Annotated in this window: 11 protein-coding genes; 4 read left to right on the top strand and 7 right to left on the bottom strand. The window is 60.6% G+C overall.

The features are described from left to right. Positions 1-84: 84 nt before the first annotated feature. Together AC1RTP_RS10860 and AC1RTP_RS10855 are read right to left on the bottom strand one after the other, a co-directional pair. Positions 85-738, bottom strand: a complete 654-nt coding sequence (locus AC1RTP_RS10860) for a lytic transglycosylase domain-containing protein (protein ID WP_498607392.1) — start codon at positions 736-738, stop codon at positions 85-87. A gap of 5 nt (positions 739-743) precedes the next feature. After that, the gene (locus AC1RTP_RS10855; protein WP_498607390.1) at positions 744-2,468 is read right to left on the bottom strand and encodes a proline--tRNA ligase; all 1,725 of its coding nucleotides are present in this window, start codon (positions 2,466-2,468) and stop codon (positions 744-746) included. A 162-nt stretch (positions 2,469-2,630) separates the two neighbouring features. Between AC1RTP_RS10855 and AC1RTP_RS10850 the strand changes: the two genes are divergently transcribed. Together AC1RTP_RS10850 and AC1RTP_RS10845 are read left to right on the top strand one after the other, a co-directional pair. After that, complete coding sequence (locus AC1RTP_RS10850; protein ID WP_498607388.1) at positions 2,631-3,239, top strand: RNA pyrophosphohydrolase; 609 nt, start codon at positions 2,631-2,633, stop codon at positions 3,237-3,239. Between the two features lie 53 nt (positions 3,240-3,292). After that, positions 3,293-3,718, top strand: a complete 426-nt coding sequence (locus AC1RTP_RS10845; protein ID WP_130310403.1) for a DUF1841 family protein — start codon at positions 3,293-3,295, stop codon at positions 3,716-3,718. Here AC1RTP_RS10845 and AC1RTP_RS10840 read toward each other — a convergent pair. The 3 genes from AC1RTP_RS10840 to AC1RTP_RS10830 form a co-directional block, all read right to left on the bottom strand. Beyond that, positions 3,715-3,951: a hypothetical protein gene (locus tag AC1RTP_RS10840; protein WP_498607386.1), complete on the bottom strand. Its 237-nt coding sequence runs from the start codon at positions 3,949-3,951 to the stop codon at positions 3,715-3,717. The two genes, AC1RTP_RS10845 and AC1RTP_RS10840, sit on opposite strands and share 4 nt — an antisense overlap. A 99-nt stretch (positions 3,952-4,050) precedes the next feature. Next, complete coding sequence (locus AC1RTP_RS10835; protein WP_498607385.1) at positions 4,051-6,228, bottom strand: xanthine dehydrogenase family protein molybdopterin-binding subunit; 2,178 nt, start codon at positions 6,226-6,228, stop codon at positions 4,051-4,053. Then, positions 6,225-6,692, bottom strand: a complete 468-nt coding sequence (locus AC1RTP_RS10830; RefSeq protein WP_498607383.1) for a (2Fe-2S)-binding protein — start codon at positions 6,690-6,692, stop codon at positions 6,225-6,227. The genes AC1RTP_RS10835 and AC1RTP_RS10830 overlap by 4 nt, the downstream gene beginning before the upstream one ends. A 269-nt stretch (positions 6,693-6,961) precedes the next feature. On the opposite strand from AC1RTP_RS10830, the gene AC1RTP_RS10825 reads away from it, so the two are divergent. Then, positions 6,962-9,853 (top strand): ImpA family metalloprotease, encoded by a 2,892-nt coding sequence (locus tag AC1RTP_RS10825; RefSeq protein ID WP_498607381.1) that lies wholly within the window; start codon positions 6,962-6,964, stop codon positions 9,851-9,853. A gap of 121 nt (positions 9,854-9,974) precedes the next feature. On the opposite strand, the gene AC1RTP_RS10820 is transcribed toward AC1RTP_RS10825, so the two are convergent. Further along, a complete protein-coding gene (locus AC1RTP_RS10820; protein ID WP_498607379.1) occupies positions 9,975-10,316 on the bottom strand; it encodes a c-type cytochrome in 342 nt (113 codons plus the stop codon). Positions 10,317-10,327: 11 nt separating this feature from the next. Further along, on the bottom strand, positions 10,328-10,648 hold the full coding sequence (locus AC1RTP_RS10815; RefSeq protein WP_155453218.1) for a c-type cytochrome: 321 nt from the start codon (positions 10,646-10,648) through the stop codon (positions 10,328-10,330). Between the two features lie 336 nt (positions 10,649-10,984). On the opposite strand from AC1RTP_RS10815, the gene AC1RTP_RS10810 reads away from it, so the two are divergent. Beyond that, the gene (locus AC1RTP_RS10810; RefSeq protein ID WP_498607377.1) at positions 10,985-13,768 is read left to right on the top strand and encodes an ImpA family metalloprotease; all 2,784 of its coding nucleotides are present in this window, start codon (positions 10,985-10,987) and stop codon (positions 13,766-13,768) included. Positions 13,769-13,790: the final 22 nt, after the last annotated feature.

Raw genomic sequence — 13,790 nt, 5'->3', positions numbered from 1 at the left:
CCCTCAGTTACTTAGCGAATTTACAAATGTTCAAAATTAAACATCTGTAAAGATTTCCGACAAATCAATACATTTTTAGATAGTTTAAAGCTTCCACTTATTCCAGGCGGATAGGACGGCATTGGGATACTCGGGCTTGCCGCGGCTGCCGTTGTAGCGCCCCAGGGCGAGGTAGAGGTTGCCCTGCTCCATGTCGAGATACATGCGCAGGATGGAGCAGCCGTAGCGCAAATTGGTCTGCATATTGAACAGCTTGGAGCGGTCGCTGTCGCCGATCACATTGGTCCAGAACGGCATCACCTGCATATAGCCGCGCGCGCCGACAATCGACACGGCGTACTTGCGGTAGGCCGATTCGACCTGAATCAGTCCCAGCACCAGGCTCGGCTCCAGGCCGGCACGGCGTGCCTCGTACCAGGCGGTTTCGAGGAATTCGCGGCGCGTGAGTTCGTCCGGCAAGCGGCGCTTCAGCCGGTCCGACATGGCGCCAAACCAGGCATCGTACTGCGTACGGTCGGCGGGATTGGGGAAGACGGGCTTGGGCGGCCGCGCATCCATGATGGCGTTGGACAACGCCAGCCGCACACCGTCGGCCAGCGCTTCCTCCTTCTGGTTGCCGGCAAAGCCGAACGGCGCGCATAGCACGCCGCTGGCGAAGGCCAGCGTATGCCACCAGCGCAGCGGACGCGCCCACCAGCGGCGGCGGTCACGTCCCTGTTTGCGCGGTGTACCGGCCATGGCGATCACTTCTGGATCTTGCCCTTGATGAAGGCCAGGGCTTCAGCCACAGGAACGGCAGTCGCTTCAGCATCGCGGCGGCCCTGGTATTCCAGGTTGCCTTCTTTCAGGCCGCGATCGCCGATCACGACGCGATGGGGAACACCAATCAGTTCCCAGTCGGCGAACATGGCGCCCGGACGCTGGCCGCGGTCATCCAGGATGACGTCGATGCCGGCTTCCACTGCCGCGTTGTACAGCTTCTCGGTCTCGGCCTTCACCAGCTCCGAGCGGTCCATGCCCATTGGGCACAGCACCAGTTCGAACGGCGCCAGCGAAGCCGGCCAGATGATGCCCTTGTCGTCGAAGTTCTGCTCGATGGCGGCGCCCAGGATACGGGTGATGCCGATACCGTAGCAGCCCATCTGCAGCGGGGCCGGCTTCTGGTTCTCATCGAGGTAAGTCGCTTGCATCGATTCAGAGTAAGCAGTGCCCAGCTGGAACACGTGACCCACTTCGATGCCGCGCTCGATGGCCAGCACGCCCTTGCCGTCCGGCGAAGCATCGCCTTCGACCACATTGCGCAGGTCGGCCACCAGGGCCGGTTCCGCCATGTCGCGGCCCCAGTTGGCGCCGGTGAAATGGAAATCCTCCTCATTGGCGCCGGTCACGAAGTCGGACATCAGCGCCACGGTGCGGTCAGCCACCACGGTCACCGGACCTTTGGCGCCGATTGGGCCCAGGTAGCCAGGCTTGCAGCCATAGACTTCCAGGATTTCGGCTTCGGTCGAGAAGCGGTTCTGCGCCAGGCCCGGCACCTTGCTCGCCTTGATTTCGTTCAGTTCATGGTCGCCGCGCAGCAGCAGCATGAAGTGCTGCTTGGAGCCGTCTTCTTTTTCGGAAGTCAGGGCGATGGTCTTGACGGTCTGTTTCAGGTCGATGCCCAGCAGCTTGGCCACGTCTTCGCACTTGGCAGCCTTCGGGGTCGAAGTTTTGGCCAATGCCGCACCGGCAGCAGCGCGGGCGCCGGTAGCGACAGCTTCCGCCGCTTCCATATTGGCCGCATAGTCGGAGCTTGGGCAGTAAACCAGCGCGTCTTCGCCGGTGGAGGCGATCACGTGGAATTCATGCGAACCGGTACCGCCGATGGCGCCGTTGTCGGCCGCCACAGCACGGAACTTCAGGCCGAAGCGGGTGAAGATGCGGGTGTAGGCGTCGAACATGATCTGGTACGACTTCTGCATGCCTTCCAGGTCGCGGTCGAAGGAATACGCATCCTTCATGGTGAATTCACGGCCGCGCATCAGGCCAAAGCGTGGGCGGCGTTCGTCGCGGAACTTGGTCTGGATGTGGTAAAAATTCAACGGAATCTGGCGGTAGGATTTAATCTCGCTACGCACCACATCGGTAATAACTTCTTCGGAAGTTGGCTGGATGGCGAAGTCGCGGCCATGGCGGTCTTTTACGCGCATCAGCTCCGGCCCCATTTTGTCCCAGCGGCCGGTTTCCTGCCAAAGCTCGGCTGGCTGTACCAAAGGCATCAGCAGCTCAATAGCGCCGGCATTATTCATTTCCTCGCGGACGATTGCTTCGACTTTCCGGATCACTTTCAGGCCCATTGGCATATAGGTATAAATGCCGGAACCGAGGCGTTTGATCATGCCCGCGCGCATCATCAACTTGTGGCTGACGATTTCCGCGTCAGATGGAGCTTCCTTGAGGGTTGAAATAAAAAAACGAGATGCACGCATATCGGTGAATTCTTTTTAAAAAGAGAGAGTTATAATCAACCTAATTTTAAAGGATTAGCTGGCCCGATGCGTCCAAACTTTATACAAAGAGCGCTATTGCAGTTTGATTTGTAGTCAAAAATATAAAAGGACGCCTCGGCCACAGAAAGTTTGAGGTGCAATATGCTCGATCGTGAAGGGTTTCGCCCCAACGTCGGCATCATCCTGCTCAACTCGCATAACGAGGTGTGGTGGGGCAAGCGGGTGCGCGAGCACTCGTGGCAGTTCCCGCAGGGCGGGATCAAGTATGGTGAAACGCCGGAGCAAGCAATGTATCGCGAGCTCGAAGAGGAAATCGGACTGCGTCCGGAGCACGTCAAGATTATCGGCCGCACGCGCGACTGGTTGCGTTACGAGGTGCCTGATCACTTCATCAAGCGGGAAATCCGCGGCCATTACCGTGGCCAGAAGCAGATCTGGTTCCTGTTGCGCATGTGCGCGCGCGACAACGACGTGAACCTGCGCTTGACCGACCATCCTGAGTTTGACGCCTGGCGTTGGCACGATTACTGGGTTCCGCTGGACGTGGTGATCGAATTCAAGCGCGAAGTCTATCAGCGCGCCTTGCAGGAGCTATCGCGCTTCCTGACCTGGCCTGCTCATGGCGACCGCCGCCACTCCTCGCGCTACCTGCGCCAGCCTCACGGCCAGCGTGGACAGCGCAGCGGCGATAAGCCACAACCGCCGACAGTGACGCCGCCGCCGGATACGGAACTGGTAACAAAGGAATAACAAAAGGGGCAGCCTGCGAGGGCTGTCCCTTTTGTCTTATATAATGCCGGGCTATGTTTACACCGTCTTCCCACGACGTCCGCCGCTTCTTCTGCGACGTCTACCGCAAAGCCAATGCCAATGAAATCATGGATCCGATCGAGCTGATCGCCCGTGACTGGATCATGGCCCACCCCGAATACCACGACCAGCTGAAAGATGTGGAAGCCGCCATTGCGCGCGACTATTCGGTGGAAGGCAGCGAGGCCAATCCCTTCCTGCACCTGTCGATGCACCTCTCGATCACGGAGCAGCTGTCGATCGACCAGCCGCGCGGCATCCGCGAAGCTTTCATCGGCCTGGCGCGCAAGTTGGGCACCGAACATGCGGCCCACCACGAAATCATGGAGTGCCTGGGCGAGATGATCTGGAATTCCCAGCGCCGCGGCGTGCCGCCGGATGGCGCCGCCTACGTGGAAGCGGTCAAGCGCCGGATTTAAACTTCGTCCACCCGGACGATCGGCATATGCCAGATCAGGGCGAACACCAGCGGGCTGGTGATCGCCGCAAAAATCACTGGACGCATCAAGTGTTCCGATCCCACCGCCAGCGCCGGGCCGACGTTGATCAGCCATGGCAGCGTGGCCGCCAGCAAGGCTTGCGACCGGCGCCCCAGCCTGGCCAGCAGGCAAAGCGCCAGCACTGCCACGCCCGCCAGCAATGCAGTTAGCAAGACCACCATTTCCCTGCACCTCCGCGAAGACTCGATACGGTCATCATAGACGAATCGTTCCGTGCGGAAACTATCCAATAATCGCAGTGCAGCAAAAATTTAAGCCAGGCGCAGGCCTGCCTTCACCAGGGGCAAGTCGGTATAGCGTTTGCCGGTAGCAGCAAACAAGGCATTAGCCAGGGCCGGCGCCAGCGGGCCGACCGCTTCTTCGCCCACGCCGCCGGGCGCCTCGCTGCTATCGACGATCACGACATCGATGGCCGGGGTTTCGGCCAGCGACAGCAGCCGGTAGTCGGTGAAGTTCGACTGCTCCACCGCCCCCTCCTTGACCGTGATCTCGCCATAAAAGGCCGCCGTCAACGCGAAGATGATGCCGCCCTCCATCTGGCCCCGCACATTGCGTGGATTGACGGTGATACCGCAATCGAGCACCGTGGTGATACGGTGCAGCTTGACGCGCGATTGCGCATCAACCGACAGCTCGACCACCTGGCCGATATAGGTGCCATTGGCCCAGGCGAAAGCCATACCGCGATGGCGTCCCGGCGCGGCCTTGTCGCGCCAGCCGGAAGCCGCTTCCAGCCGGTCCAGCACCCCGCGTTCGCGGCTGCCCTGCTTCATCAGGCTGCGCCGGTAATCGAAGGGGTCTTGCTTCGCATGCTGGGCCAGTTCATCCACGAAGGACTCGGTGGCAAAGTTGTTCTGGGACGCAGCGACTGAACGCCAGTAGCCAAGCGGCACGCCGGCTTCGACGGTGTGGGTGCGGTGCACGAAACCTGGTAAGCCGTAGTAGCGAGTAATCAGCACGCCCACAGCGCTGCCGTCGAAGGGCTTGGCGTATTGCTTGTCCGCGCCAAAGCGCGAGTAATTGAACACGGTATCGCTTGCGCTGTCCTGGCTCACTGCCGCCACCGCGCCGCTGGCGTCAAAGCCTGCGCGCATGCGCAGCAAGGCCGCCGGGCGATGGTAGCCGTGGCGCATATCTTCCTCACGGCTCCATACAAGCTTGACCGGCACGCCAGCCTCGCGCGCAACAAGAGCGGCCTGCACGGCGAAGTCCGCCTCGATGCGGCGCCCGAAACCGCCGCCGCTCAAGGTGGTATAGATGGTGACCGCTTCCGGCGCGATGCCCAGTGCCTTGCTGACATGGGTGCGCGCCGTGTCCTGGGCCTGCGTTGGCAGCCAGAGTTCTGCCTTGCCATCCTTCACGCTGGCGGTGCCGTTCATCGGCTCCATCGTTGCGTGGGCCAGCAGGGGCACGCTGTAGCTGCGCTCCAGCCATGTGGTGGCTTTGGCGGCGGCAGCGTCGTGCGCCGCGCGGACATCTTCCGCTTTGCCCTTGCGCGGAAACACCACGTCGCCATCCTTCAGGACGGCCTCGCGCAGCATGTCGCGATAAGGCGCACTGGAATGCTTGCTCGCTGCGGCGAGATCCCATTCCGGCTTAAGCGCGTTGAGCGCCTGCTGCGCGCGCCAGTAGCTGTCGGCCACCACGGTCACTGCATCCGGCAACTGCACCACTTTCTTCACACCGCGCCGGGACAGCGCGGGCTGTGGATCGACTGAGGCCAGTTTACCGCCAAAGTGCGGGCATTGCTGGATCGCCGCGTACAGCATGCCCGGCACTTTGACGTCGATGCCGTACACCGCGCTGCCGTCGGTTTTGGCTGGCAGGTCCAGGCGCGCCACGTCCTTGCCCATATGGCGCCAGCGCTCCTTCGGCATCAGCGGCGGCTCGGCCGGCACCGGCTGCGCGGCAGCCTGCGCCACCAGCTGCGCGTACGACAGCTTGCGGCCGGTCGGCTTGTGGATCACCGCGCCAAGCTGCGTATCGCATTCGCTCGCCGGCACTTTCCATTCCGCGGCGCCCGCAGCCACCAGCATGGCGCGCGCCTGTGCGCCAGCCTTGCGCAACTGCATGAACTGGCGCGCCACGCCGCCGCTGCCGTACGTCGCGTACTCGCCCCAGCCGGAGTTGATGAACTGCTTCTCCACCGGCGCCATGTCGATGCGCACGGTTTTCCAGTCCAGGTCCATTTCATCGGCCAGCAACTGGGCGATGGCGGTGCCGGTGCCCTGCCCTATTTCGCTGGTATTGGAAAGGATGGTGACGCCGCCGTCCGGAGCAATGCGCACCCAGCCCGGCGGAGGCGGTACCGGCGCCGGTGCAGCGCCCGCAGCCGGCGCCTCGGCCGCATTCGCGACAAGCGCAGGCCCGACCGCGACCAGCAAGCCGCCAGCGGCCAAGGTCTTCAGGAAATCGCGACGGCCACTCATGCTGCTTCCTCCACCTTCATGCCCGCAGCGCGCTTGATCGCACGCCGCACGCGAGGATAAGTACCGCAGCGGCAAAGATTCGTCATGGCCGCCTCGATCTGCGCATCCGTTGGCTTGGGGTGGGACTTGAGCAGCGCTGCGGCCGCCAGCAGCATGCCCGACTGGCAGTAACCGCACTGCGGCACTTGCTCCGCGATCCAGGCCTGCTGCAAAGCGTGCGAACGATCCGGCGACAGCGACTCGATGGTGCGCACCTTGCCCTTGCCGACCGCACTGACAGGCATCACGCAACTGCGCACCACCTGCCCGTCGATTTGGACGGTGCACGCCCCGCAAGCACCGGCGCCGCAGCCATACTTGGTCCCTGTCAGCCCCAGCGTATCGCGCAGCACCCACAGCAGCGGCATGTCCCCCTCAACATCCGCGGTACGCGCCACGCCATTGATATTCAGTTTGTAAGCCATCGTCTTCTCCCCAGCCAGATGCAGAAAGATTAACAGCGGCGGAACTGAACGGATCCGCCGCTGTGACGAAACTCGGCAAGCGTGGTTTGAGCGCGCAGGCAACTTGTTACTTTTAAGCAACCAATTCGCACAAATGTCTTTGCCAGTTGTAACAAGAAAACAAAATTAGTCCATTTTCATGTTACCGTTATCTTTCTTTGCGTCAACAATTATCCGAATAGATGAATATCGCTAGACTACTTACGGTCCATCGCGGCCTGCGCGCAACAATGCCATTGCTCGTCATTGCAGCCAGCCTGGCTGGTTGCGGCGGCGGCGGCAGTACCAGTGCAGGCGACGGCGGCAGCACCAACCCACCCGGAAGCCCTGGCAGCACGACGCCTCCTCCCGTCACCACCAATCCGGGCACGCCGACCACGCCGACTACACCAACTACCCCTCCCCCTCCGAACGGCCCAAGCACTTCGCCGCTCGAAGTCGCGCTGGGCTCTGGCAATTCCAGCAATGTGACGTTGCCAGCAGTGTTGACGGCGGCCCAGTCGGTACTGTCCACGCAAATCACCGCCTATGCCAATGTCCGGCAAGCGCTCTCCAGCAACGTAGGCAACATCGACTGGGACCCATCACACGATTCCGGCTACTTCACGCTGCAGGATTCGGCGCGCAACCATATTATTTTGCCGAGTAACTGGAAGTACAAGGGCGCCACGGCAGGCACCGGCGTTGCGCTGGGCATTGCAGGCACCGCACCGACGACCAATGCGCGTTACGCAGCCTTCAGCGGCAATCCGATTGGCGTTCCCGGCAACGCCGAGATGGACAAGTTCATGGTCAACACGGTTGGCTGGCTTTCCGCCGCCGCCGGCTCTCCCGCCACATTCAAAGTGGTCGTGTCGCAGGTGCCCGGGACCGAAACCTACTGGTACCCGCATGAGAAGAAAGTGCGCGACTGGTTCTACGCCAAATACCAGGGCGCCACCATCAATGGCCAGCCAAGCACCGGCACCCAGGCCGACGACGCATGCGATGGCGCCGCCCTGGCGGGCTGCCTGCAAGGCGCCAACCTGCTGGTGATCGGCAGCGACCAAGGGAAGAACTATTCCGGCGACACCGTGATGCAAGCGGTCAGTAGCGCGCAAGCGCTCGGCATTCCTGTGCTCTACCTGAATCACAACCGCGACGCCAGCGACCTGGCGATTCGCCTGTCCACCTACTTCGGACTGGCGCAATCCTCCAACTACTGGGGCGAGGAAGGCTTGAAAGGCTTTACTCCTTCGACCCTGCCAACCCAGCCCGCGAGGTTGACGAGCGTGCAAAGCCTGCTGGCACGCCTGGAGCAAGGCACGTTCAGCACCTCCTGGAGCGGCTGCGGCACCTCGAGCCCGATCAATTGCGACAGCGACAGCACCTATATGTCCGAGTTCGGCACGCTGGCCGGGCAAATTCGCACTACCATGCGCCAGCTCGATGCCAACGGCACGCGCCTGTTCAACCAGCCTGGCTACCAGATGGAAAAGCTGCTGGTGCTGCTGGGCGACAAATACCGCGAGAACGTCAGCTACCCAATGGACAAGACGGTCAATAAGCAGGACTTTTTCCGCGCCTTATTCTCCGATACAACCGCGTACATCAGCCGCGACAGTTCGGCAGTGGCCAAGAACCTGGGCAACTTCGCCACTATGATTCCGGCCGCCACACAGACCATCTCGCAAACGGTGACCGTCGCGCTGCCAACCAGCGGAACCAAGGAGTACCTGACCGGCCTGTACGTCATTCCAGGCAAGAAGGTGACGCTGACCCGCACCGACGGCGGTACGGGCACGGTCAAGTTTGGCCTGAACATGCTGCGCGACACCACCAGGGAGTTCGACAAGGATAAGTTCGATCGCCCGACGCAGATTTCGTCGCCGCGTGCGGCATTGACGGCGAATAAGGCGATCTCCATCACCAGCCCATACGGCGGCCCGCTGATGCTGTTCATCGACGCCGCAGCATCGGGCAGCCAAACGGTAACGGTGCAAGTGGATGGCGTCATCACCCACCCGGTGCTGCGCAACCCGAACGATCCGACGGCGGTGGCTACCTTCGCGGCTGAAGTGAACACCACCGCCACGAACTGGGTAGGTTTTGCCACCGATACGCTGACCCTGCATTCGACCCTGGCCCACTTCAAGGAAACCATGGCCGATTACAGCGGCGACATGGCTGCCCTGGCTTCCGACACGTACAAGTACACCGTCAAGGATACCTACGAACTGGCCGGCTTCAATTCGTCCAGCGGCCAGCTCGCCCTGACCAGCGCAGTGACTGCCTTCTGCAATAGCAAAGGCTGGGATTGCACCGGCACGCAGCATCGCCGCGACACCATGCAGCATGTAATCAGCGATGCTCACGCGCTGTGCGGCAGCGGCTGTTCGGGCAACCCATACGACCAGGACTGGGCATTCAACCCGCTCGGCTGGGGTGAGTCGCATGAGATTGGGCATAACCTCCAGGTAGGCCGCCTGAAGGTCTACGGCGGCCAATCGACCGAAGTTTCGAACAACATCTTCCCAATGCATAAGCAGATGAAGTTCAACATGACCACGGCCGGCCAGGCATCGCCAATCATCGCCCGTGCCAACACCGGCGTAGCGGTGTTCAACGATATGAAGGCGGCTCTCGGCACGACGGATCCCGCCACGGCCATGTACAACTCCACCTGGAGCGATACCTCCTATGCCGCCAACAACTCGGCGCGTGTGATGTTCTACCGTCAGTTGGTGGAATATGCACGCTATTACAATGGCCAGTTCCCGGACGGCTGGGATGTGCTCACGCTGCTTTATCTGTTGGACCGCAACTTTGGACAGGCATCGTCGACCTGGGCCACCAAGTCCACGGGTTACGGCTTCGGCACTTACTCCACCTATCCAGGTTCGATCAGCGGCAACGACTTCCTGCTGATCGCCAGCTCCAATATTATTGGACGCGACATGGGGCCGATGTTCGCACTGTGGGGCGTGACCACTTCGGTTGAAGCGAAGGCGCAGGTTGCAGCCTACGGCACCCCGGCGGTGCAGCAGCTGTACTTCCCGATGAATTACCTGAGCGCCACCACGGCGAAAGTGGGAGCGCCGATTGTCATGACTGCCACCGCCACCTATCCGGCAGGCTACTAAGGTCACGGCGTCGTCGACGCAATGCAAAAACGCCACCTTCGGGTGGCGTTTTTTTATGGGGCGGCGCGGCGGCCAACAAAAAAGCCCGCACGTGGCGGGCTTCTTTTAGCGAGGCGCTGGATCAGCGCTTCAGGACCAGCGAACCTGGCAGCGAGTGCAGGTAAGCGGCGAGGTCCTGGATGTCCTTGTTGGTCAGCGGCTTAACCTGGCCGGTCATGATCGCGTTGGAGCGGCCGTTCGGCGCGTCACCACGCTTGTAAGCGGTCAGCGCGTGCACCAGGTAGTCCTTGTGCTGGCCAGCCAGCTTAGGATAGCTCGGGTCGATCGGGGAGTTGAAATCTTTACCGTGGCAGGCAGCACAGCTGTACTTCTCGGCCAGGGCTTTACCGTTTTCGACGTTACCGCCAGCCAGGGCGCTAAACGACACTGCGGAGCAGAACAGAGCAATAATCAGTTTTTTCATGGTACCGGGCCTTATTTCTGCTGGGAGTAGAACGCTGCGATGTCAGCGATGTCCTGGTCGGACAGGCTCACGGCGATACCCTTCATGGTCGGGTGCTTGCGCTCGCCCTTCTGGTAACCCTTCAGTGCGTTCTCGATGTACTTGGCGTTCTGGCCGCCGAGCATTGGAACCTGGAACACTTCCGGGAAAGTCGCTTTGTAGCCAGCAATTGCGTGGCAGCCGATGCACATCTCGATCTTGCCTTTAGCGTTCTTGGCGTCGCCGACGATGTCCGCGGCTGCGGCAGCTTGCGCTACGGCGGCCAGCGCGAGGAGTGCGAAGATTTTTTTCATAGTTTGGGCTTCAGAATCAGTTGTAATCGAATACTGCCTGGCGCAAAAACCTGCCCTTCGCGCTCTCAACCTGCGATTTTACCTTACTAGTTGGAGGATCGTCCATAAGGCAGATCTAGCAACACTCACTTCTTTCATTCAATTTTCGAAATTTCGCTGCACGACTTCCGCTTTTCTACACCCCGAAAGCGCGCACTTTTGTTTCCTCATGGAAATCAATGCTACATTGGATGGTGAGTTCCTGCGCCGCTAACGATGCGCATCGGGCCCGTCCTTTCACCGTCAACCATTGGGAAAATGATGAAAATCAAATTAAGTCAGAAATTCCGCCCAAACATGGTAACGTTAGCATTCGCGGCATTGCTTTCTGCTTGCGGCGGCAACGATACCAGTTCGCCCAACGGCTCCCAGGCCGGACAGGAAAAAGTCACCTTGGCCGCCAGCGGTACCGATCCACTAACCACAGCCCTGGCGTATGGCAACGTCGACAAGCTGCCCGATAATGTGCAGCTGCTGTCGGCTATCCGCCAGGAGTTCGTCCAACGCGACAGCGAGCAGGCCGAAATCCTGAACCAGGTCTGGGGCAGCGATGCCATTACTTACGACCCGAGTTACTCCTCGACCTTCCTGACCCCGGCCAACTCGCTGGAAGCGGTCCGTACCTACTCGCTGCTGGCCGGTAATGGCGGCCGCAGCTTCATCGTTGCCGGCCGTAACCAAGCTGCCCGCGTGGCCGGCTTCGGCGGCGACCTGATTTGGGACTTGCAGCACGGCGTCAACCTGGCCATGCAGACGCCGACACGCCGCTTGCTGTCCTGGCTGCTGACCGGCCAGCAACAAGACATCAGCGCCGCACGCACCATCAACCTGCTGCGCTTTACCACCAACGAACAAAACTCGCTGAAGACCTGGTTCAACCAGCAATACCCGGCCTGGACAGTCACCAGCTGTAACGATGACACGCAGCTGTCCAGCTGTGCCCAAGGCAGCGCCCTGGTGGTGGTCGGGAGCAAGGGCACAGCCCTGAATGACAACAATGCCGCCTTGGTCAGCTTCCTGAACCAATCGATGGCCTCCGGCCGCCCATTCCTGTATGAGCATGCCGTCGGCTACACTCGTGGCGGACTGACGCAGATTACCGATCTGCTGGGCTTGCAGTCCCTGCCGGAAAATGGCAATTACTGGTCCGAAGATAAAGCGAGCTGGACTAACCAGAATGCAATGGCCGAGGCCCAGTCCGCGGTGCTGAAGCCGCTGCAACCGCTGTCTCGCCTGGTCGAGCACATTGCCGCTAGCAATTACACGTTCGACCTGAGCCAATGCGATCCGAAAAACCAAGACGATTGCAAGGCGCTCTCTGGCATCAGCAATGAGTTCTACCAAGGTGCGGAATACCTGAAGACCTGGATCGCCACCATGGAAACCTCGGGCAAGCGCCTGTTCCAGCCCGACGCCACCACCTTGCTGAAAGAACTGGTACTGCTGGGCGACTATTATCGCAAGAACACCCTTTATCCGATGAGCAAGAACTCGACCCCGGTCAACAAGTTCTTGCAGGCGCTGTTCGCCGATTATGCGCTGGCCTACAACCGTAACATCCAGCCGGCCCTTAACCTGAACGGCAGCAGCTTCAGTCCCGTGGTTCCAGCCAGCGTTCCGGCTGTGACCGTCAACCGTACGATTACTTCGCGCGGCGAGGAATTCACCACCAGTACCGCCGTCTACGCCCTGCCTGGCCGCCCGTTCTTTACCGTCCAACGACTGGATAACAACCCGGCCAAGATCTGGGTCTACGTTAACCAGCTGCGCGGCGGCACCTCCAATATTTTCGGCGATGCCTATGACCGCCCAAGGTTCATGTGGGGCAATGAAATCCCGCTGGCCGCAGGCGGCGAGCTGAGGATGAACCATCCTTATGGCGGCGTGATTTATGTGCGAGTGGAATCGACCGCAACGCCGGCCGACATCCAGCTGAAGTTCATCGGCGTCGGCCAGCAAGCGGCCTACACCGGCCCGGACAGTGCAGCCAGCTTCGCGGCCGATGTCAACAACAATGCCTTGGGCTGGTCGGAAATCCTGACGCCTAGCATCGAAATCCACGCGACCAAAGCTAATATGCAGGAATCGATCGCGTTGTACAACCATGATGTCTCCCGTTTGCTCAGCGACACCGACACCTATGTCTATCAGGATATTTACAACTTGGCCGCCTTCAACGGCAGCAACCTGGCACTGACGCCCGGCGTAACCGCGTTCTGCCAGCAAAACGGCTGGGATTGCACGAATCAGTCCATCCATGGCTTGACTGGCGTTCAGCATTACAATGCCGACCGTCCGAATTGCGGCGACCTGTGCTCCGGCAATCCAATTGACAGCTGGTGGGGCTTCGACCCATTGGGCTGGGGTGAATCGCACGAGTTCGGCCACAACCTGCAGTATGGCCACTTCAGGCTGTATGGTGGCCAGAGCGGCGAAGTGTCGAACAACATCTTCCCGATGCACAAATGGCTGCGCTACAACCGCACCAACCCTTCGGCCCCGCAAAAAGGCCGCAGCCTGCAGCAGAAAGAGACCTTCAACCTGCTGCAAGCCGCCCAGCTGCAATCCGCGCCGGCGGACTATGTGAAGAACAACCTGTGGTTCGACGGTTCCGACCTGTTCTGGGGCCGCCTGATGTTCTACTGGCAAGCCGCGTTGGATAACCGCGACATCCTGGGCGATGAAGGCTGGGACTTGTATCGACTGCTCTACCTGCATGACCGCCTTCTGTCCAAGGCGGACGACAGCGATGCATCCTGGAGCATCGAGCGTGTGAAACTGGGCTTTGGCAACGCCGTCTACGCCAACCGCAGCTCGATCTCGAGCATCACGGCCGAAGACTACATGCTGGTAGTAATGTCGCACATCACGCACCGCGACCAGCGCAACTTCTTCGACATGTGGGGCCTCAAATACAGCGCCAACGCCGCTACCCAGGTGGCCAGCTACGGCTACCCGGCAACCAGCAAGCGCTTCTGGGTAGTTCCATGCGAATCGAAGGGCTACAAAGCACCACTGGCGACGCCGTTCGCCGTGAACGGCACCACCGCCTGGCCGACCGCTGGCAACTGCACCCCGTAAGCGTCCGTAGCATATACTTCCG

The sequence above is a fragment of the Pseudoduganella sp. GW821-FHT11H04 genome (assembly GCF_058807935.1).
The sequence above is the reverse complement of the archived record's forward strand: the minus strand, read 5'-3'. Positions and strand labels throughout refer to the sequence as shown.